Annotated in this window: 20 protein-coding genes; 6 read left to right on the forward strand and 14 right to left on the reverse strand. The window is 70.8% G+C overall.

The features are described from left to right. Nucleotides 1–358: 358 nt before the first annotated feature. From rbfA to rimP, 6 genes are all read right to left on the reverse strand, one after another. Nucleotides 359–814 (reverse strand): 30S ribosome-binding factor RbfA, encoded by a 456-nt coding sequence (gene rbfA, locus ACFWV3_RS40395; RefSeq protein WP_382419231.1) that lies wholly within the window; start codon nucleotides 812–814, stop codon nucleotides 359–361. Between the two features lie 13 nt (nucleotides 815–827). Continuing rightward, nucleotides 828–1,124 carry a DUF503 domain-containing protein gene (locus ACFWV3_RS40400; protein WP_382419232.1) on the reverse strand — a complete coding sequence of 99 codons (297 nt, stop codon included), beginning with the start codon at nucleotides 1,122–1,124 and terminating at the stop codon, nucleotides 828–830. Between the two features lie 73 nt (nucleotides 1,125–1,197). Beyond that, entirely contained in the window at nucleotides 1,198–4,347 is a 3,150-nt protein-coding gene (gene infB, locus ACFWV3_RS40405) for a translation initiation factor IF-2 (protein ID WP_382419233.1), read from the reverse strand. An 87-nt stretch (nucleotides 4,348–4,434) separates the two neighbouring features. Then, entirely contained in the window at nucleotides 4,435–4,677 is a 243-nt protein-coding gene (locus tag ACFWV3_RS40410) for a YlxR family protein (RefSeq protein WP_382419234.1), read from the reverse strand. 117 nt (nucleotides 4,678–4,794) lie between these two features. Further along, on the reverse strand, nucleotides 4,795–5,808 hold the full coding sequence (gene nusA / locus ACFWV3_RS40415) for a transcription termination factor NusA (protein ID WP_382419235.1): 1,014 nt from the start codon (nucleotides 5,806–5,808) through the stop codon (nucleotides 4,795–4,797). Next, nucleotides 5,805–6,329, reverse strand: a complete 525-nt coding sequence (gene rimP, locus ACFWV3_RS40420) for a ribosome maturation factor RimP (RefSeq protein WP_382419236.1) — start codon at nucleotides 6,327–6,329, stop codon at nucleotides 5,805–5,807. The genes nusA and rimP overlap by 4 nt, the downstream gene beginning before the upstream one ends. A gap of 138 nt (nucleotides 6,330–6,467) precedes the next feature. On the opposite strand from rimP, the gene ACFWV3_RS40425 reads away from it, so the two are divergent. Together ACFWV3_RS40425 and ACFWV3_RS40430 are read left to right on the forward strand one after the other, a co-directional pair. After that, the gene (locus tag ACFWV3_RS40425; RefSeq protein WP_382419237.1) at nucleotides 6,468–6,908 is read left to right on the forward strand and encodes a hypothetical protein; all 441 of its coding nucleotides are present in this window, start codon (nucleotides 6,468–6,470) and stop codon (nucleotides 6,906–6,908) included. Continuing rightward, entirely contained in the window at nucleotides 6,905–7,333 is a 429-nt protein-coding gene (locus tag ACFWV3_RS40430) for a ferritin-like domain-containing protein (RefSeq protein WP_382419238.1), read from the forward strand. The genes ACFWV3_RS40425 and ACFWV3_RS40430 overlap by 4 nt, the downstream gene beginning before the upstream one ends. On the opposite strand, the gene ACFWV3_RS40435 is transcribed toward ACFWV3_RS40430, so the two are convergent. The 4 genes from ACFWV3_RS40435 to ACFWV3_RS40450 are packed head-to-tail and all read right to left on the reverse strand — an operon-like array spanning nucleotide 7,330 to nucleotide 10,447. Continuing rightward, the gene (locus ACFWV3_RS40435; RefSeq protein ID WP_382419239.1) at nucleotides 7,330–8,061 is read right to left on the reverse strand and encodes a hypothetical protein; all 732 of its coding nucleotides are present in this window, start codon (nucleotides 8,059–8,061) and stop codon (nucleotides 7,330–7,332) included. The two genes, ACFWV3_RS40430 and ACFWV3_RS40435, sit on opposite strands and share 4 nt — an antisense overlap. Before the next feature lie 55 nt (nucleotides 8,062–8,116). Further along, on the reverse strand, nucleotides 8,117–9,070 hold the full coding sequence (locus ACFWV3_RS40440; RefSeq protein ID WP_382419240.1) for an aminotransferase class V-fold PLP-dependent enzyme: 954 nt from the start codon (nucleotides 9,068–9,070) through the stop codon (nucleotides 8,117–8,119). Then, a complete protein-coding gene (locus ACFWV3_RS40445; RefSeq protein WP_382419241.1) occupies nucleotides 9,063–9,527 on the reverse strand; it encodes a DUF4442 domain-containing protein in 465 nt (154 codons plus the stop codon). The genes ACFWV3_RS40440 and ACFWV3_RS40445 overlap by 8 nt, the downstream gene beginning before the upstream one ends. 11 nt (nucleotides 9,528–9,538) lie before the next feature. Then, nucleotides 9,539–10,447 (reverse strand): glycosyltransferase, encoded by a 909-nt coding sequence (locus tag ACFWV3_RS40450; protein WP_382419242.1) that lies wholly within the window; start codon nucleotides 10,445–10,447, stop codon nucleotides 9,539–9,541. Between the two features lie 40 nt (nucleotides 10,448–10,487). Between ACFWV3_RS40450 and ACFWV3_RS40455 the strand changes: the two genes are divergently transcribed. After that, nucleotides 10,488–10,895: a YjbQ family protein gene (locus ACFWV3_RS40455; protein WP_382419243.1), complete on the forward strand. Its 408-nt coding sequence runs from the start codon at nucleotides 10,488–10,490 to the stop codon at nucleotides 10,893–10,895. Here the strand turns inward: ACFWV3_RS40455 and ACFWV3_RS40460 are convergent. Further along, complete coding sequence (locus tag ACFWV3_RS40460; protein ID WP_382419244.1) at nucleotides 10,791–11,750, reverse strand: ABC transporter permease; 960 nt, start codon at nucleotides 11,748–11,750, stop codon at nucleotides 10,791–10,793. The genes ACFWV3_RS40455 and ACFWV3_RS40460 overlap by 105 nt on opposite strands. 118 nt (nucleotides 11,751–11,868) lie before the next feature. Between ACFWV3_RS40460 and ACFWV3_RS40465 the strand changes: the two genes are divergently transcribed. Beyond that, nucleotides 11,869–12,891, forward strand: a complete 1,023-nt coding sequence (locus ACFWV3_RS40465; protein WP_382419245.1) for a hypothetical protein — start codon at nucleotides 11,869–11,871, stop codon at nucleotides 12,889–12,891. Between the two features lie 75 nt (nucleotides 12,892–12,966). Here the strand turns inward: ACFWV3_RS40465 and ACFWV3_RS40470 are convergent, their stop codons facing one another. Beyond that, nucleotides 12,967–14,709: a proline--tRNA ligase gene (locus ACFWV3_RS40470; RefSeq protein WP_382419246.1), complete on the reverse strand. Its 1,743-nt coding sequence runs from the start codon at nucleotides 14,707–14,709 to the stop codon at nucleotides 12,967–12,969. 133 nt (nucleotides 14,710–14,842) lie between these two features. Between ACFWV3_RS40470 and ACFWV3_RS40475 the strand changes: the two genes are divergently transcribed. Then, nucleotides 14,843–15,208: a VOC family protein gene (locus tag ACFWV3_RS40475; protein ID WP_382419247.1), complete on the forward strand. Its 366-nt coding sequence runs from the start codon at nucleotides 14,843–14,845 to the stop codon at nucleotides 15,206–15,208. 203 nt (nucleotides 15,209–15,411) lie between these two features. On the opposite strand, the gene ACFWV3_RS40480 is transcribed toward ACFWV3_RS40475, so the two are convergent. Continuing rightward, entirely contained in the window at nucleotides 15,412–16,374 is a 963-nt protein-coding gene (locus tag ACFWV3_RS40480; RefSeq protein WP_382419248.1) for a GNAT family N-acetyltransferase, read from the reverse strand. 86 nt (nucleotides 16,375–16,460) lie between these two features. On the opposite strand from ACFWV3_RS40480, the gene ACFWV3_RS40485 reads away from it, so the two are divergent. Next, a complete protein-coding gene (locus ACFWV3_RS40485; protein WP_382419249.1) occupies nucleotides 16,461–17,216 on the forward strand; it encodes an SAM-dependent methyltransferase in 756 nt (251 codons plus the stop codon). Between the two features lie 319 nt (nucleotides 17,217–17,535). Here ACFWV3_RS40485 and ACFWV3_RS40490 read toward each other — a convergent pair whose 3' ends face one another. Beyond that, nucleotides 17,536–19,110 carry a DEAD/DEAH box helicase gene (locus ACFWV3_RS40490; RefSeq protein WP_382419250.1) on the reverse strand — a complete coding sequence of 525 codons (1,575 nt, stop codon included), beginning with the start codon at nucleotides 19,108–19,110 and terminating at the stop codon, nucleotides 17,536–17,538. Nucleotides 19,111–19,392: the final 282 nt, after the last annotated feature.

The following is a 19,392-nucleotide window of genomic DNA, read 5'->3' on the forward strand; positions in this document are numbered from 1 at the left end:
TCCCCGGGCCCCCCACCCCTCCTCGGGTGTGGCTGCATCGAGCACTGCTCGTGACGGGACCACCCCACGGAATCCGCACACACGAACGCAACAGCAAGCCGCCCAAAGCAACAGGCGTGCCATCAACCCGCCGAGGGCGCTGGCCGGTCTTTGATCAGTTGGCGGGGTCCGGGGCAGAGCCCCGCGCACGAAACAGGCACCCAACACGCCAACGCAACCGAACGCCAAACCCCGAAGCACCAAGCTGACGCAGGGGTCCCCCCGATTTGGGAACCCCTACATCACAACGTACTCAGCCACCCCGACAAGATCGTTCCTCGTCGATCCAAACCGAACCGAACGATCCAAACCGGACCGCTCAGTCCTCGTCGGACTCGTCCTCATCCCGAGGAGCCTTGTAAGGATCAGCCTCCCCAGCGGGAGAAGCCCCCACCGCCAACCGAGCCACCTCGGCGTCCGCCGCCTGAGCCTTCGCCAGCAGCTCGTCCATCTTCCGGGCGGTGTCCGGAACGGTGTCGGTCATGAACGTCAGGGTGGGCGTGAACCGGACCCCGGTCTGAGCCCCGACCATCGACCGCAACACCCCCTTGGCCTTCTCGAGCGCCGCGGCCGCCCCGACGTAGTCGGGCTCGACGTCCAACCGCTCACCCAGGACGGTGTAGTAGACGGTCGCGTCGTGCAGGTCGCCGGTCACCTTGGTGTCGGTGATCGTGACCCGCGCCAGCCGGGGGTCCTTGACCTCGTGCTCCAGGGCGGACGCGACGATCTGCGAGATCCGCTTGGCGAGCTTGCGGGCACGTGCCGTGTCGGCCACGAGCCTCCCCTTCCTAGTCGTCCTCCGGCCCGACGAGACGCGTCCGGGCGGAGAGCAGTTCCAGTTCGGGCCGTCCGGCCACCAGCCTTTCACAGCCGGCCAGGACGTCCCTGACATGCTCCAGGTCGGCGGCCACCGCCGCCACCCCGATCAACGACCGGCGGTGGAGGTCGAGATGACCCGCCTCGGAGACAGCGACTTCGAAGCGCTTGCGCAGCTCGGCCACGACGGGCCGCACCACGGAGCGCTTCTCCTTCAGCGAGTGGACGTCGCCGAGCAGCACGTCCAGTTCCAGAATCCCTGCGTACACGCGGGAGATCCTCCAGAAGAAAGGGGTGCGAAGCCACCGGTTAAGCGGCTCCGCACCCCCTCACGTCAACCGACTAGGCGCGCGGCTTCTCGCGCATCTCGTAGGTCTCGATGATGTCTTCCAGCTTGAGGTCGCTGTAGTTGCCGAGCGTGAGACCACACTCGAAACCTTCGCGGACCTCGGTGGCGTCGTCCTTGAACCGCTTGAGCGAGCTGATCGGGAGGTTCTCCGCGATCACCTTGCCGTCACGGAGGAGGCGCGCCCTGGCGTTGCGGCGGATCTCGCCCGACAGGACCATGCAACCCGCGATCGTGCCGACCTTGGAGGACTTGAAGACGTCGCGGATCTCGGCGCGGCCGAGCTGGACCTCCTCGTACTCCGGCTTGAGGAGACCCTTGAGGGCCGCCTCGATCTCGTCGATCGCCTGGTAGATGACCGTGTAGTAGCGGACGTCGATGCCCTCGCGGTTCGCGAGCTCGGTCGCCTTGCCCTCGGCCCGGACGTTGAAGCCCAGGACGATGGCGGAGGAGGCCACGGCGAGGTTGATGTCGCCTTCGGTGATGCCACCGACACCGCGGTGGACCACGCGCAGCTCGACGTCGTCGCCGACCTCGATCTTCATGAGCGCGTCCTCGAGGGCCTCGACGGTACCCGAGTTGTCACCCTTGATGATCAAGGTGAGCTGGCTGGTCTCCTTCAGCGCGGCGTCCAGGTCCTCGAGGCTGACGCGCTTGCGCTTCGCGGCGTTCATCGCGTTGCGCGTGCGGGCCTGGCGACGCTCGGCGATCTGGCGGGCCACGCGGTCCTCGTCGACGACGAGGAACGAGTCACCCGCACGCGGCACCGACGTCAGACCGATGACCTGCACCGGACGCGACGGGGTCGCGTCGTGCACGTCGTCGCCGTGCTCGTCCACCATGCGGCGGACGCGGCCGTAGGCGTCGCCCGCGACGATCGAGTCGCCGACGCGGAGCGTGCCTCGCTGGACCAGCACCGTGGCGACCGGACCGCGACCGCGGTCGAGGTGCGCCTCGATCGCGACGCCCTGGGCCTCCATGGCCGGGTTGGCCCGCAGGTCCAGCGACGCGTCGGCCGTCAACAGGATGGCCTCGAGGAGACCGTCGATGTTGATGCCCTGCTTCGCGGAGATGTCGACGAACATCGTGTCGCCGCCGTACTCCTCGGCGACCAGGCCGTACTCCGTCAGCTGCTGACGGATCTTGGCCGGGTTGGCGCCTTCCTTGTCGATCTTGTTGACCGCGACCACGATCGGCGCCTGAGCGGCCTGGGCGTGGTTGATCGCCTCGACCGTCTGCGGCATCACGCCGTCGTCGGCGGCGACGACGATGACCGCGATGTCGGTCGAGTTCGCACCACGGGCACGCATGGCGGTGAACGCCTCGTGACCCGGGGTGTCGATGAAGGTGATGAGACGCGGGTTGCCCTCGAGCTCGGTCTGCACCTGGTACGCACCGATGTGCTGCGTGATGCCGCCGGCCTCGCCCTCGTGCACCTTCGCCTTGCGGATGGTGTCGAGGAGTCGCGTCTTACCGTGGTCGACGTGACCCATGACGGTCACGACCGGCGGGCGAACCTGCAGGTCGTCCTCGTCACCGGCGTCCTCGCCGTAGGTGATGTCGAACGTCTCGAGCAGCTCGCGGTCCTCCTCCTCGGGGGACACGACCTGCACGACGTAGTTCATCTCGGAGCCGAGCAGCTCCAGGATCTCGTCGGACACCGACTGGGTCGCCGTGACCATCTCACCCAGGTGGAAGAGCACCTGGACGAGCGACGCCGGGTTGGCGTTGATCTTGTCGGCGAAGTCGGTCAGCGAGGCACCGCGCGGCAGGCGGATCGTCTCGCCGCTGCCCTTGGGCAGGCGGACGCCACCGACCGAAGGCGCCTGCATGTTGTCCATGTACTCCTGGCGCTTCTGCCGCTTGGACTTGCGTCCACGGCGCGCCGGACCACCCGGACGACCGAAGGCACCAGCGGTACCGCCGCGACCAGCGCCGCCGCCACCGCCACCGGGACGACCGCGGAAACCGCCGCCACCGGCCGGGGCGCCGCCACCGGCACCGCCACCACCGCCGGGACGGAAGCCGCCGCCTCCGCCACCGCCGCCACCGGGACGGAAGCCACCGCCACCGCCACCGCCGCCACCGCCGCGGAAGCCACCGCCTCCGCCGCCGCCACCGCCGCCGCGGAAGCCGCCACCGCCGCCGCCACCACCGGGACGACCGCCGCCACCACCGGGACGGCCACCGCCGCCACCGCCGGGACCAGGACGGTTACCGGCCGGACGGCCCGGCATCATGCCGGGGTTCGGCCGCGGGGGCATGTTGCCCGGGTTCGGGCGAGGACCACCCTGACCGGGGGCAGGACGAGGACCGCCCTGACCGGGGCCGGGACGGCCGCCACCCTGGGCGGCAGCCGGACGCGGGCCACCCTGGCCGGGCGCGCCGCCCGGACGGGGGTTCGCCGGACGCGGGTCGCCGGGCTTCGGGCCGGACGGGCGCTCGCCCTGATCCTGCCGCGGGCCGGGGCGAGGCCCGGGACGCGGCGACGGGGCGTTGCCGCCACCGACACCGAACGGGTTGTTGCCCGGACGCGGGGCACGCGGGCCGGCAGGCTTGGGAGACTGCGGGCGCGGCGGCACCACGGACGAGGACTGACCAGCGGACGCGGCCGGGGCCTGCGGCTGCTGGGGTTGCTGCTGCGGAGCCGGGCGCGGGCCCGGACGCGGGCCACCCGGCTTGGCGCCGGGAGCAGGAGCGGCCTTCGGAGCTGCCGGGGCCGACGCGGCGGGTGCCGGTGCGGCGGCCGGAGCCGAGGGCTGCGCGGGTGCGGACGCGGCGGGGGCCTGCGCGGCAGGAGCTGCCGGAGCGGGCTTGGGTGCCGGCGGACGCGGGGCCGCGGGCTTCGGGCCGGGGAAGGCCTTCGGAGCCGCGGGCTTGTCGGCTGCCGGCCTGGACTCCGCCGGTGCGGCGGGCGCTGCGGCAGCAGCGGGTGCGGGTGCCTTGGGCTTCGGAGCGGACGGCTTGGGAGCCGGCTTCGAGGACTTGGCTTCGTAGGCGTCACGAAGCCGCCGGGCCACGGGGGCCTCGACGGTGGACGACGCGGACTTCACGTATTCGCCTTGTTCGGCGAGCTTGTTGAGAACTTCCTTGCTCGTAACACCGAGCTCTTTCGCGAGCTCGTGCACGCGGGCCTTGCCTGCCACTGCTCTCCTAAGTCGTGAGGCCGGCGGGCAAGTCCCATCGACCTCGTCTTAACGTCGCGCGTTCATGTCTTCAGCTTCACGGCTGACTCATGACGGGTCGACCTGCTTCCTTGTTTCCTGCTGACCACGAGGCTGTCCCGCGGTCGTGTTCTGCTCCACGTGCTCGCGCAACAAAGCGACGTCGAGCGCTCCCTGGACCTTCAAGGCCCGTGAGAACGCCCGTCGCCGCTCGGCGTTGCGGAGACATTCGAGATCGAAATGCAACCAAGCACCCCGACCAGGAAGCCGCCGACGGAGGTCCGGAACCACCGAACCGTCCACCGCGACCACACGCAGCAGCTCAGAGGGCAACGTCCGTGCGCGGCACCCGATGCACGTACGAACAGGGCCGATGTGCTGGGAAACCGCTCCCGACGTTGAACCGTTGATAATTCTATCCCCTGGAGCTCATTCGGCCGAACTGGATGTGACCGCTCCGGCAGCCGGAGCCTCCGCGTCGCTGCGGATGTCGATGCGCCAGCCGGTCAGGCGGGCGGCCAGACGGGCGTTCTGCCCCTCCTTGCCGATCGCCAGCGAGAGCTGGAAGTCGGGCACCACGACGCGGGCGGTCTTGGCGCGCTCGTCGAGCACCCGCACCGACACAACCTTCGCAGGTGACAATGCATTCCCGACGAAAGTGGCCGGGTCGTCCGAGTGGTCGATGATGTCGATCTTCTCGCCGCCGAGCTCGTGCATGACGTTGCGCACACGGGCCCCCATCGGGCCGATGCAGGCGCCCTTGGCGTTCACTCCGGCAACCGTTGATTTCACCGCGATCTTCGAACGGTGACCTGCCTCACGTGCCACCGCGGGGATCTCCACGGTGCCGTCCGCGATCTCCGGGACCTCGAGGGCGAACAGCCGCCGGACGAGGTTCGGGTGCGTGCGCGACAGGGCGATCTGCGGTCCGCGCGCGCCACGGGACACGCTCACGACGTAGCACTTGATGCGCTCGCCGTGGTTGTACTGCTCGCCCGGCACCTGCTCGGCTGGCGGCAGCACGCCCTCGGTGTCACCCACCTGGACGACGACCATGCCGCGGGCGTTCGCGCGGGCGTCGCGCTGCACGACGCCGGCGATGATCTCGCCCTCCTTGGCCGCGAACTCGCCGAACGTGCGCTCGTGCTCGGCGTCGCGCAGGCGCTGCAGGATGACCTGGCGCGCGGTGGTGGCGGCGATGCGGCCGAAGCCCTCCGGAGTGTCGTCCCACTCCTCCTGCACCACGCCGTCCGGCCCCAGGTCCTGCGCGAGCACGCGCACGACTCCGGTCTTGCGGTCGATCTCCACGCGCGAGTGCGTCGCGTGCCCCTCGGTGTGCTTGTAGGCGGTCAGCAGCGCTGACTCGATCGCCTCCAGGACCGTCTCGAAGGGGATGTCCTTTTCACGTTCGATCGCCCTCAGGGCGGCGATGTCGACGTTCACCTCGGCTCCTCCTCCGGTGCTGTGCGAGTGAGCCGAGCCAGTTCTTCGACCGGCGGCTGCTTGAACTCGATCTCCATGACCGCGCGTTCGATGTGCCGGTACTCCACGCGCCGCAGCTCGCCCTGGTGCAGCAGCTCGACCCCGGTCTCGTCGCACTCGCCGACCCGGCCGAACCACTCGGCCTTCTCCGGCTGCTTGACCTTCACGAGACGCAGGTGCGCGCGCTTCCAGTGGCGCGGACGGGTGAGCGGGCGGTCGACACCCGGCGAGGTGACCTCGAGGGTGTACGGCCCGTTGATGATGTGGTCGTGCTCGTCGAGCGCGGCGGAGACCACGCGGCTCGCCTCGGCGACCTCGTCGAGACCGATGCCGTCCTCGCCGTCCACGACGACCTTGACCAGACGGCGGCGCCCAGCCTGATTCACGTCGAGCGCGTCGAGGTCGAAGCCGACGGCTTCGAGAGCTTCCCGCACAACGGGTGCTAGCTGCGCGGAAAGCTCTCCGCGCGGCGGGCTGGACACGTGGTGTCTCCTTCAGTTCGAACGCATGGAAACCCCGGCCGACGCTGTTTCGGCGGCCGTGGACGACCAGACTATCTCGTTCGCCGGGCTCCCACCGCGCCCCCACGTCCTCGCGGGGGTGCTGGCAACATGGGCCGCGTGATCTCCGAATCGGTCAGCCGCCGGCGCGTGCTGTTCGCGGTGGCCGCCGCACCGCTCGCCGTCGCGTGCACCGCAGAGCCCCCTCCGCCGCCGCCTCCCGACCCCCTGTCGGCCCTGGCCGCGCAGGCGCGCGCGGACGCCAAGCTGGCCCAGACGCTGACGACGCCGGCGGCCGCGGAGATCGCGAAGGCCCGGGAGACGCACGCCGGCCTGTTGCAGGCGGAGGTCGACCGCGAACGCCCGCCGCTGTCGTCCACGGCCCCGCCCGCGCCGACCTCGCCGCCGACGCCGCCGGACCCGGTGGCGGCCATGCGGACGGCGCTCGACGACGCCGTCCGCGACGCGTCCGCCCTGGTCGCCTCGTTGCCCGCCTACCGCGCCGGCCTCGTCGGCTCGGTGGCCGCGGGCTGCGCGTCGCTGCGGGAGGTGCTCACGTGAACGTGGACGCCGTCCAGACCGCGCTCGGGACCGAGCACGCGGCGTTGTGGACCTACGGCCTCGTGTCGGCGTTCCTGGGCAGCCAGGCCGCGGCCGTCGCGGAGGGCTCGAACGCGCACCGGGCCCGCCGTGACGTGACCGAGCGGTGGCTGCGGGACCACGGCGCGACGCCGACCCCGCCCGCCGCGGCCTACCTCCCGCCGTCGCCCGTCTCGGACGGGCCCTCGGCGCTCGCCGCGCTCGTGGCGGTGGAGCAGGACACCTGTGCCGCGTGGCGGGGTGTGCTGGAACGGACCGACGACTCGGCCCTGCGGACCTCCGCGCTCGAATCGCTGACGGCGGCGGCCGTGCGGGCGACGCGGTGGCGCAAGGTGGCCGGCACGAACCCGGCATCGATCACGATGCCGGGCGTCGCGTCCGGCTAGCCGGTCGGGAAGGACGACGCGAGTCTGATCGCGTCCGCGGAGACCTTCTTCATCTCCTTGTTGTGCGCGAGCGCGTCGGCGCCCTTGACCGGCGAGTCCGACTCGACGATCACGACCTCCTGGTCGCGCTGCTCGGAGGCGTACCCGCCGTTGGCCAGCGTGGTCAGCGGCGGCACGCTGATGGCCTTGTCGAGGACGAGGTCCTTGACGTTGCCGGTGCCGTCTTTCTGGGTGAGCTCCCGCAACTGCCGCGCCTCGTCCGCCGTGCGCATCTTGACCACGGACACCGACGAGTACACGACCCGCCCGTCCGGCAGTTTCGCCGTGTAGAACGCACGGGTCAGCTGCAGGCACGGCGTGGTCTTCAGGAACGTCTGCGTCTGGCCGCTCGCGTGGGCGGCGCAGTCGCTGTCCTTCACCGGCTCGGGCAACTGGGCCACGCTGGTGAACTCGAACTCCCCCGCGGTCTTCTGCGGTTGCGAGATCGGCTGGTCCACCGGCTCCGACGGCTGCAACACCCACCACACGAAACCCGACACCACCGCGACGCCGACGAGCGCCAGCGCCTTGCCGACCCACGTGCTCTTGCGCGGGGGCGGAGGCGGCGGGGCGGGCAGGTGCCCCTGGCGGTTGTCCATGATCGACTGGAGCTTCTGCAGCTCGTCTGCCGGGTAGAGCGGCGCGGTGTCGGTCGGCCTCGGTGGGAAGCGAGGCAGGTTCTGGGTCACCTCTTCAGGTGACTGACGTGGATCCGACACAAGGACCAACGGTAACGGACGGCAGTCAGGCGAGCGCTTCGAGCACCCGGTCAACGTCCTCGACCGTGTTGTACATGTGACACGCGAACCGGGTCCGACCTGCGCGAACAGACGACACGACGCCCTGAACGGGTGGAATGCCGACGGAGACGATCGCCGACCCGTTCGGAGGAAGCCCCAGTCCGGTGAGGAGCCGGTCGGTCAGTCCCACGCAGTGCGCCCGCACGGCGTCGAGGTCCACAGAGGCCATCCACGGCAGCGCCACCGCCGCGCCGACGTGCGAGATCCACGTCGGAGAGAGGTCGAACCGCCGCGCGTCCGGGCGAAGCAGCAGGTCGGTGCCGTAGTTCTCGCCGGTGCTGTACCAGTTCGCCGCCACGGGCCGGAGGAAGTCCATCCGATCGGGACGCACCGCCATCCAGGCCGCGCCGCGGGGTGACATCAGCCACTTGTACGCGACGCCGACGACGAAATCGGCCCACGCCAACGACAACGGCATCCACCCGGCCGCCTGCGACACGTCCAGCAGCACCGGCTTGCCCGACGCCCGCAGCGCTTCGAGGTCCGCGACCACGCCGTCCGCCGACTGGACGACGCTCACGGCGACCAGGTCGGCCTCGTCCACTGCGGACGCGATCTCGTGGCCCGCCGCCACGAACGGCAACGAGACGCTGGTGAACTCGCCGGGGTCGACGAAGACCTTCGACCCGGCCGGCAGCGCCTGGGCGACCAGCGAGACGAACTGCGAGACCGTCGCACCGCACGCGACCGACGTGCCGGGTACCCCGACGAGCTCGCCGAACGCCGCACGCGAGGTCTCGACGGCCTCGTTGAACGTGGAGGACGTGTCCTGGCCGCGCCGCCACCGCACGTGGGCGGCCGCGACCGCGTCGGCGACGTGCCGCGGGGGCACGCCGATGGACGCCGTGTTCAGGTAACCGGGCTCGACGTCGAAGACCGCCCCGAAGGCCTCACGCATGCGCGAGCCGCTTGTCGCGCTTGCGGCGCGCGTAGACCTGCTTCCTCACCTTCGCGATCACGGTCCCATCCTGCCCGACGACGTCCGTGTCGAACCAGACCAGCGCCTTCGCACCTGACCCGGTCTGCTCCAGCACCTGCTGGACGTGCGAGTCGGTCAGCCGGAACTCCGCGGTCACGGTGCCGCGGCCGGGCGCGACGAACTCGATCTCGCCGGCCCGGTCCCACACCACGTGCTCGCCCTCGAGCTGGTTGAACAGCAGCAACACCCAGAACGGGTCGGTCATCGCGAACAGCGAGCCGCCGAAGTGGGTGCCGAAGAAGTTGCGGTTCCACGGACGCAGGCGCATCCGCACACGCGCGTACCGGTAGTCCGGCGAGATCTCCTCGACGCGGATGCCGGCGAACAGGAACGGCGGCCACAGGTTCATCCCGAGGCGCAGGCGGCTTGCCTTCATAAATAACAGTGTTACACAACGTCCGCCAGATGGCCCGCGACTTCTTCCGGCGACGGCATGTGACGTATCTCCTCTGCTACCTGACCTGCGGCTTCCCGGTAGCGGGAGTCCTGGAGCACCTGTCGTGCGCACACCGCCACCGCCTCGGCACTCACCGCGTCCGGCCGCACCGCCACGCCCACGTCGACGAGCGCCTTCGCGTTGCTGAACTGGTCCGCACCGCGTGGCAGTACGACCTGAGGGACCCCCTCGGCCAGTGCGGCGAGCATCGTGCCGCTGCCTCCGTGGTGCACGACGAGGTCCGCCTGCTTGATCACGTCGGCCTGCGGCAGCCAGTTCCGCGGTGTCGCGACCACGACCTGGGCGTCGAGCTCTCCCAGCCCCGACACGGTGGTGGCGAGCAGGTCGTCATTGCCGAAGACGGTGCCGAACGTGACGTAGATCAGCTTCTCGTGCGTGCGGGGCGGAACCAGGCCCGGTGTCACGTGCGGCACCGGTCGCAGCAAGATTCGGTCTTCGGTGAAACCCCGGTCCTGCACCGAGGGCGGGCAGATGTCGAGGTGCCGGCCGCCCTCCGGCCTGGCCAGCCCGATGCCGTCGGGGAACATCCGCCCGAACCCGTGCCACAGCACGGGGAAAGCCCGCCTGCGCGCCTCCTTGAAGACCTCGGGCACCGACCAGCCGCTGATCACCAGGTCGGGCAGGACGCGTTCGAGCTCGGGCGCGATGTCCTCGGCGTAGATCTCGCCGAACACCAGTCCGGGGCGGAACGGCCGGAGCCCCAGCCGTGCGAGCTCGGGGTGCATCTCGTCGCCGACCGCGAAGTGCACTTCATGCCCGGCGGCGCGCAATGCGAGAGCGAGGGGGATCAACGGATAGGTGTGACCGACGGTGGCCATGCTGGCGAAGAGCACGCGCATGACGCGACGGTACCGAGGCCGGTTCGTAAGATCTGGAGTCATGCGCAGCGAGGAGATCCAGGTCCGGACGGGCGACGAGGAGGTCGTCCACGACCTCACGCGGGACTGCCAGCGGTTCCTCGAGGACGAGACCGGCGACGGCCTGCTGCACGTGTGGGTGCCGCACGCGACGGCCGGGGTCGCGATCATCGAGACGGGCGCCGGCAGCGACGACGACCTGCTGACCGCGTTGGAGCGCGTCCTGCCCCGCGACGTGCGGTGGCGGCACCGGCACGGCACGCCCGGCCACGGTCGTGACCACGTGATGCCCGCCTTCGTGCCGCCTTACGCGACGATCCCGGTGCTAGGCGGTGTGCTGGCGCTCGGCACCTGGCAGTCGATCTGCCTCGTCGACACCAACGTCGACAACCCCGTCCGCACGGTCCGGTTGAGCTTCCTCGCCGGCTAGCAGCAGCACGAGCCCGACCGCCGCTATCCCGCCGAACACCCACCACTCGGTGCCGATGGACCCGTCGTACATGAGGCTGCGCAGTCCTTCCGTCGAGAACCGGAAGGGCGTCCACGACCACAGGACGGTCTTGTAGACCGGGTTGAGCAGTTCCGGCACCTGACCCGCGACCGCGGGCGCCATCAGGTAGAGGATGCCGAGGACTCCCATCGCGCGGATGCCGAGGTGCTTGAACAGCCCTGCCTGCAGGAGCGCGAACGAGACCGCCACGGCGAGCAGGAAGCCGATCGCCGCCGCGGGGAACGTGACGCCCCACCACGCGAGCAGGCCCGTGACGGAGCCGACGACCAGCACCGCCGTGGCCAGTGACGACACCACCCGGAACCGGCGGCCCCTCAGCACGACGAACAACAGTCCGGCGATCATCCCTCCGACCCACAGCAGCGCGCTCGCGGCGAGGGGCGCCGTGCGTTCGGCGGCGGACACGGCCTGCGTCTCGACCTTGAGCTGCAACCCGGCGCCTTGGGCGACACCGGTCAGCACCTGCTGCGCGACCTGCGTCCCGGACGGGTTGACCGCGGGGTTGAGCCGCAGAGTCGCCTGCGGGGGCGTGACCTCCAGGACGCCGTAGACCTCCTTGTCCGCCAACAGCTTCCGGGCCTCGTCCGCGGACACGGCCCTGATGTCGACCTCGGCCGAGCCGGCGGCCGCGACGCGTTGCGCGATCGGCGGGGGCGCGACCACCGCGAGCGGCACCTCGTGCGGGTGCACGGTCGCCTGCACGCCGAACGTCAGCAGGCCCAGCAGGAACGCCACCACCGCGCCTGCAACGGCGGTGACCAGCGCGGTGCGCATCACGAGCCTCCAAGTTCATCACCCGTTGAATTCGGCCGGAACGCTACGCCCGTCCCAGACGGTAAGTCAACGCGTGATGAATTAAAGGCCTGTCAGACCCTCGGGGTACCGTTTGCCCGTGACGTACCCAGGTGGCGGACAGGGCGGCTGGAACGACCAGCAGGGCTGGGGCCAGCAGCAGGGGGACTTCCCCAGCGGGAACTACCAGGGCGGCGGCTACCCGCAGACGGGCGGCTTCCCCCAGCAGGGCCAGTACCCCCAGCAAGGCCAGCAGGGCCAGTACCCGCAGCAGGGCGGCTACGGCCAGCAGCCCCAGCAGGGCGGTTTCCCGCAGCAGGGCTACGGCGGCTACGGCGGCCTGGGCGTGTACGGCGGCTTCGACGACGAGCCGCCGAAGAACAGGAAGACGCTCTGGCTGGTCATCGGCGCGGTGGTCCTCGTGCTGCTGGTCGGCGGCGGCCTGACCTGGTTCCTGCTCTCGGACTCCGGCAAGGAGGACCCGAACGCGCAGGGCGGCACCACCTCGTCCACGCCTCCCCCGACGTCGTCCTCGCAGCAGACGGACGCGTCGTGCCCGAAGAACGACGGCGCGCAGTGCGTGAAGACCTCGCTGGGCTACAACTACGAGGTCCCGAAGATCTGGGACATCGTCGACGCCAGCATCCCGGTGGAGAAGTACGAGGGCATCTCGCTGACCGGCGTCACCTCGTACGGCGACTACACCTGCGAGGGCAAGCCGTTCACCAAGGGCACCAACGGCGGCGCGCTGCTGCCGAAGGCCGACATCAACCAGACGGCGACCGACTTCACCAAGGCCATCTCGGCGCAGTACTACTCGTCGGGCGGCGCGCCGAAGATCGACGTGACCCAGCCCAAGCCGGTGAAGATCCAGCACACCCAGAAGGACGGCAAGAAGGTCGTCGTCGAGGGCGTGCAGGTGGACGCGACCGTCACCCAGTCCGGCAACAAGTGCCTGGCCAGCAAGGGAATGCTCAAGGTCGTCGTGCTCAACGGCAGCAGCAAGCTGCACGTGCTGGTCGTGAACGGCGACCTGGAGGGCGGCGGTGGCGGCACGACGCCGCCGTTGCTCAAGGAGTCGGACCTACAGAAGATCGTCGACTCGCTGGTGCCGACGACGTAGGACCTGCCGCACCGCTGACAACGCGAAACGCCGGACGAGCCCCAGGCCCGTCCGGCGTTTCGCGTTGTCGGTGTATCAGCCCCGGACGACCGTCACCAGGTGCTCCACGACCTCGGCCACCGGCACGTCCGCGCGCTCGCCGGACTTGCGGTCCTTGACCTCGACCACGCCGTCCTTCAGGCCGCGGCCGACCACCAGGATCGTCGGGATGCCCACGAGCTCGGCGTCCGCGAACTTCACACCGGGGCTCGCCTTGCGGTCGTCCAGCAGCACCTTGAGGCCCTTGGCGCTGAGCTGCTTCGCGAAGTCCTCACCGGCCTGCAGGAGCGTCTCGTCCTTGCCGGCGACGACGACGTGCACGTCCGCGGGCGCGACGTTGCGGGGCCAGATCAGGCCGCGGTCGTCGTGCGACTGCTCGGCGATCGCCGCGACGAGACGCGAGACGCCGATGCCGTAGGAGCCCATGGTGATGCGGACGGGCTTGGAGTCCGGGCCGAGGGCGTCGAGCGAGAACGCGTCCGCGTACTTGCGGCCCAGCTGGAAGATGTGGCCGATCTCGATGCCGCGCGCGGCGACGAGCACGCCCTTGCCGTCCGGGGACGCGTCGCCCTCGCGGACCTCGGCGACGTCGATGACGCCGTCGGGCGTGAAGTCGCGGCCCACGACCAGGTCGATGACGTGGTGGTCGGCCTTGTCCGCGCCGGTGACCCACGCGGTGCCCTTGACGACGCGGGGGTCGGCGAGGAAGCGGATGCCGTTGCCCTGGATCGCGCCAGGACCGATGTACCCCTTGACCAGGAACGAGTTCTTGGCGAAGTCGGCCTCGTCGACCATCGCGACCTCGGCGGGCTCCATCGCGGCCTCGAGGCGCTTGAAGTCGACCTCGCGGTCACCGGGAACGGCGACGGCCAGCAGCTCCCACTCCTTGCCGGGGTGGCGGAGCTTGACCAGGACGTTCTTCAGCGCGTCGGCCGCGGTGAACTTGCGGTCGGTGTTCGCGTTGAGGAAGTCGACCAGCGTCTCGATGGTCGGCGTGGCCGGCGTGTGGTGCACCTGCGCGGCGGGCTTGTCGTCGATCGACTGCTCGGCGGGCACGGGCGTGGTGACGGCCTCGACGTTCGCCGCGTAGCCGGACTCCGTGCTGCGCACGAAGGTGTCCTCACCCGTCTCGGCGACGGCGAGGAACTCCTCGGACGCCGAGCCGCCCATCGCGCCCGACGTCGCCGACACGACGACGTACTCGAGGCCGAGGCGGTCGAAGATGCGGATGTAGGCGTCGCGGTGGTCCTGGTAGGACTGGCTCAGGCCCTCGTCGGTGAGGTCGAACGAGTACGAGTCCTTCATCAGGAACTCGCGGCCGCGCAGGATGCCCGCACGGGGACGCGCCTCGTCGCGGTACTTGGTCTGGATCTGGTAGAGCGTGACCGGGTAGTCCTTGTAGGAGCTGTACTCGCCCTTCACGGTGAGTGTGAACAGCTCCTCGTGTGTGGGGCCGAGCAGGTAGTCGGCGCCCTTGCGGTCCTTGAGCCGGAAGATGTTGGGCCCGTACTCCTCCCACCGGTTGGTCGCCTCGTAGGGCTCCTTGGGCAGCAGGGCGGGGAACTGGATCTCCTGCGCGCCGAACGCGTCCATCTCCTCGCGGACGACGGCCTCGATGTTGCGCAGCACCCGCAGCCCCAGCGGCAGCCAGGAGTACCCGCCCGGCGCGACGCGGCGGACGTAGCCGGCGCGCACCAGCAGCTTGTGGCTGGGCACTTCGGCGTCGGCCGGGTCCTCGCGAAGAGTGCGCAGGAACAACGACGACATCCTGGTGATCACGGTGGGTACTCCTCGTTCACGGACTGTCGGAGCAGCCTACTGGTTGCCCCGTCCTCGACTTCGCGGCGGCAGCTTCCACCGCCTCTGAACTGCGCTTCCGAAATTGTCAGACCTCCTGAGTAGCGTCCTTCCCATGTCCCTGACCATTGCGATGATCACGATCGACACGGGCGACGCCCGCAAGCTCGCGGAGTTCTGGACCGCCGCTCTGAACACCACCGTCCAGAACGACTGGGGCGAGTTCATCGTCCTCGCCCCGAACACCGACGGCGGCCCCGCCGTCGGCATCCAGCAGGTGCCGGACGCGACGCCGGGCAAGAACCGCGTCCACTTCGACTCGCACGTGCCGGACCGCAAGGCGGAGGTCGAGCGGCTGGTCGGCTTAGGCGCCAGCGAGGTGGCCGTGCACAGCGTGCCCGGCCTGGTCTGGTCGGTGCTGGCCGACCCGGACGGCAACGAGTTCTGCGTGGGCCAGGCAGGCGAGGAGCTCCAGCCGTAGGGTCCGCTCGGCACGCCGCACCGAGCGCTCCCGCACGCCGAGCGCTCGGGTCTGGTGACCTAGGACTCCGTGCCGCCCGGCCGACCGCGAGCCCCTGACTCGCCCGAGCCCGCACCCGCGCCGAGTCCGGCTCGTCCCCAGGCCGAAACGCCCAGACCTGCCGGTATCGACGGCCCGGCACCACCGCCCGGCCGACGAGATCCCTAGCCGGTCGGCTTCACCCGCAGCCCGTAGTCGACCACGGTCCGCGCCATCCCGAACCCGGCGCGCTCGTACACCCCGAGCGCACCGGTCGAGTTGGCGGCGTCCACCGACAACCCCGCCCGCTGGTAGCCCTGTGCCCTTCCCCGAGTCAGCGTCCGGCTCAGCAGGGCCGAGGCCACCCCACGCCCGCGGTGTCCCGCGAGCGTGCCGACGTCCCCGATCCACAGCTCGCGCACGCCGGTCGTCTCCTCGACGGCCCTTTGGTGCCGCGAGAGCACGAACGCGACCACGGCGCCGTCGTTCAGCGCCAGGAAGGAGGTGTCAGGCGCGAACCGCGCGCTGTCGGTGAACGACTCGGCCCACTCCTGCGGGCTGCGGTCGACCGAGCCCCAGTGCCCCGTGAACGCCTCGTTGGACGCCAGGCGGACCTCTTCGTCACGGGCCGGCGAGTACGGCACGACCTCGTAGCCCGCCGGGACCGGGACCTGGGCGAGTGACTCGCCCAGTGCCACCTCCAGGGTGTGGAAGTGGCGGTCGGCGGTGAAGCCGAGCTTCTCGACCAGCGCGACATGAGAGGCCGAGCAGGTCTCGACCATGGCGCACACGACGAGCGGCATGGCCGGGTGCAGGGCGCGGTGCACCTCGCGTGCCGTGGAGATGAGGCGCTGCATCAGCAGGCTGCCGATGCCCCTGCGCCGGAACTCGGGGTGCACGACGCCGTCCAGCCGGACCCGGTGCGCGCCAACGGGGTTGTCGCGCGGCTCGAAGACTCCGTAGCCGGTCAGCACCCCGTCCACCGACACACCGACCGACCTGCCGGCGAGACCCGGCCGGGCGAACGACTCGGCGAAGTCCTGTTCGGACCGAGGCTTGCCGGTGCCATCGGCCAGTGCGGCCGCATTGTGGAGCGCGGCCACCACCGAGGTGTCCGCTGTCGTGAGCGAGCGCCACACGAGTTCCACGTCGATCGACGCTACGGGGAGGTGATGGGACCAACAACCGAATAACGCGTTGCCCGCGTCCGGCTGTCGGCGCCATCCTGCGTGCGATGACAACCCCGGAGATCGCACCGCTGCACGACGACCTGACGTTCCACGGACCGCTGTCCGGAGAACGGGCCGGCCGCCTGATCCACTCGCTGCACCTGCCGGACGGCGCCCGCGTGCTCGACGCGGGCTGCGGCTGGGCGGAGTTCCTGTTGCGAGCGCTGGAAGCCAACCCGAGCGCCACCGGCACGGGCGTGGACCTGGACGCCGCGGCCATCGCACACGGCCAAGCCAACGCCGACGCCCGCGGCCTGAGTTCCCGCGTGACGCTGCAGGTGGGCGACGTGGCCCAGTTCCGGCCGGAGAGCCCGTTCGACGCGGTTGTCGTCAACGGCGCCAGCCAGGTGTGGGGCGGAGACCCGTTGCAACACACGGCGAACGCGCTGACAGCCGTGCGAGACCTGCTGAGCCCAGGCGGAAAGCTGATGCTGGGCGAGGGTTTCTGGGAACGCGAGCCGACCGCCGAGCAGCTGGCCGCGATGCCGATCCCGCGCAACCAGTACAGCTCGCTGGCCGACCTGGTGGACCTGGCCCACACGCACGGCTACCGCCTGCTGGCAGTGGAACAGGCCGGCCTGGACGAGTGGGACGTCTTCGAGAACGGCCACGCCCTCGCCTGGGAACGCTGGCTGCGCGCCAACCCGGACTCCCCGCACGCCGAGGAGGTCAGGGCGAGGGCCGACACCCACCGCGCCTACCGCCTGCGGGGGTGGCGAGGCACGCTCGGCCTGGCCTACCTGACGCTGCAGGCGCCGTAGCGCAGGCGCGACTCAGGCACTGAAAGCGCTGTAAAGGGGGCCCGCTCGGCCTCGCCCGCCGGGCGCTGAGGCGAGCGCTCTCGACAGCGCCTGGCGGGCGTTGCAGGAGCCGTGGCGGCGAAAGCTGCCGCGCCTTAGCGAACCGCTCCGGCCCTTGAGCCGGAGCGGCCCCGTCACTCGCGGCGCGAGCCGCCCACCCACGCACGGCGGAGAGCCGCCTCCCATCCACGCAAGCCGCGTGCCGCCTCCCGCACACGGCGAAGGCCGCCTCCCCCAGCTCGCGGGGAGACGGCCTTCACCATCGTGCTTCAGTGCTGCGTCAGTGCTGCGGCGCCCGGCGCGGACGACCGGTCCGCTCGGTGCGCCCGAACGCGCGACCGCCCTCGGAACGCTCCGCGCGGCGCGGGCCGCTGCGGAACTCGCCGCCCTCGGTGGAGCGACGCGGGCCACCGCGGAACTCGCCACCCTCGGTGCGACGGCCGGAGCCACCGCGGTACTCGCCCCGGCCACCGGCGGCCGGGGCGCCGAAACGACGGCCGGAGCCGCCGCTGCGGCGGGCGGGCTTCTCGCGTTCCACGATCGGCTCGCCGGAGGGCGTGCGGGCGCCGGTGATGCGGACCAGGTCCTCGTCACCGGGGCGCACCTTCGTGCTCTCCGGGCGGATGCCGGCGCGGGCGGCCATGCCCTGGACGGCGCGGCGCTGGTCGTGCGTGACCAGCGTGACGACCGTGCCGGACTGGCCGGCGCGGGCCGTGCGGCCCGCGCGGTGCAGGTAGTCCTTCGGGTCGGCCGGCGGGTCGACGTGGACGACCAGGGACACGTCGTCGACGTGGATGCCGCGGGCGGCCACGTCCGTCGCGATCAGGACGGGGGTGGTGCCCTCGCGGAACTCGCCGAGCACCCGCGTGCGGGCGCTCTGGGCCTTGCCGCCGTGCAGCGCGCCGGCGTGGACGCCGACCGAGCGCAGCTTCTTGGCCAGGCGGTCGACGTGGTGCTTGGTGCGCACGAACATGATCGTGCGGCCCTCGCGCGCGGCCACCTCGGTCACCACCGTCTGCTTGTCCTCGGCGGACACGAACAGCAGGTGGTGCTCCATCGTCGTGACGCTCGCGGTGGGCGGGGCCACCGAGTGCGTCACCGGGTCGTGCAGGTACTGGCGGACCAGCTTGTCCACGTCGCCGTCGAGCGTGGCGCTGAACAGCAGGCGCTGGCCGTCCTGCGGGGTCAGGTCGAGGATCGCGCGGACCTGGGGCATGAAGCCCATGTCCGCCATCTGGTCGGCCTCGTCCAGCGCGGTGATCTCGACCTGGGACAGGTCGCAGGTCTCCTGGCGGACGTGGTCGGACAGCCGGCCCGGCGTGGCGATCAGCAGGTCGACGCCGCGGCGCAGGTGGTCGATCTGGCGCGGGAACGACGTGCCGCCCACGACCACGCGGCACCACAGGCCCAGCGCGCGGGCGTGCGGCATGAGCGCCGTCTCCACCTGCATCGCGAGCTCGCGGGTCGGGACGAGGATCAGGCCGCGCGGCTTGTGCGGCAGCGAGCGGCCGCCCGCGAGGCGGGTCAGCATCGCGAGGCCGAACGCCAGCGTCTTGCCGGAGCCGGTCTGGCCGCGGCCGAGGATGTCACGCCCGGACATCGAGTCGGGCAGGGTCGCCGCCTGGATGGGGAACGGCTCGGTGATCTCGTTGGCGGCGAGCGAACGGATCAGCGCGTCGGAAAGGCCGAGCTCGGCGAACGAGGGCAGCGGGCCTTCCGGCAGCGTGCTCTCGAAGTGCTCGGCGACGATCGGTTCCTCGACCCGCGCTTGCGGACGCGAGGAGTTGCCCTGGCGGCCCGAGCGGCGCCGCGGTGACCTGCGGCTGGAAGAACGCTCGGAACGACCTTCGGACATGGATGGCAAAACAAACCTCCGAGACATGGCACGTCTCAAGGCTGCCCCGCGCGTGTCGCGGTGCCAGTTCACAAGGACGGGCCCGGCGTGATGGTCACGCCGTGATGAGTGGTGGACGCACCGGTCAACGGCGGTCAGGCCTTCATCGGTGCTCTTCCAGTCTAGCTGATCTCCGCGAACGCGTTGCGGGGGCGGGCAGGGTGGTGGGGGAGGGCGGGGGCGGGGACCCCTCCCGAACACCCCCACCCCCCCCGAAGAATGGGCCATACAAAGGAAAGGGCC

The organism is Lentzea sp. NPDC059081, assembly GCF_042738015.1.
Taxonomy (GTDB): domain Bacteria; phylum Actinomycetota; class Actinomycetes; order Mycobacteriales; family Pseudonocardiaceae; genus Lentzea.

Excerpts from the sequence above, each read along its gene's own strand:
- ACFWV3_RS40440 (WP_382419240.1), bottom strand. The coding sequence starts at position 9,070 with ATGCGTGAGGCCTTCGGGGCGGTCTTCGACGTCGAGCCCGGTTACCTG.
- ACFWV3_RS40445 (WP_382419241.1), bottom strand. The coding sequence starts at position 9,527 with ATGAAGGCAAGCCGCCTGCGCCTCGGGATGAACCTGTGGCCGCCGTTC.
- ACFWV3_RS40450 (WP_382419242.1), bottom strand. The coding sequence starts at position 10,447 with ATGCGCGTGCTCTTCGCCAGCATGGCCACCGTCGGTCACACCTATCCG.
- ACFWV3_RS40455 (WP_382419243.1), top strand. The coding sequence starts at position 10,488 with ATGCGCAGCGAGGAGATCCAGGTCCGGACGGGCGACGAGGAGGTCGTC.
- ACFWV3_RS40460 (WP_382419244.1), bottom strand. The coding sequence starts at position 11,750 with ATGCGCACCGCGCTGGTCACCGCCGTTGCAGGCGCGGTGGTGGCGTTC.
- ACFWV3_RS40475 (WP_382419247.1), top strand. The coding sequence starts at position 14,843 with ATGTCCCTGACCATTGCGATGATCACGATCGACACGGGCGACGCCCGC.
- ACFWV3_RS40485 (WP_382419249.1), top strand. The coding sequence starts at position 16,461 with ATGACAACCCCGGAGATCGCACCGCTGCACGACGACCTGACGTTCCAC.
- ACFWV3_RS40490 (WP_382419250.1), bottom strand. The coding sequence starts at position 19,110 with ATGTCCGAAGGTCGTTCCGAGCGTTCTTCCAGCCGCAGGTCACCGCGG.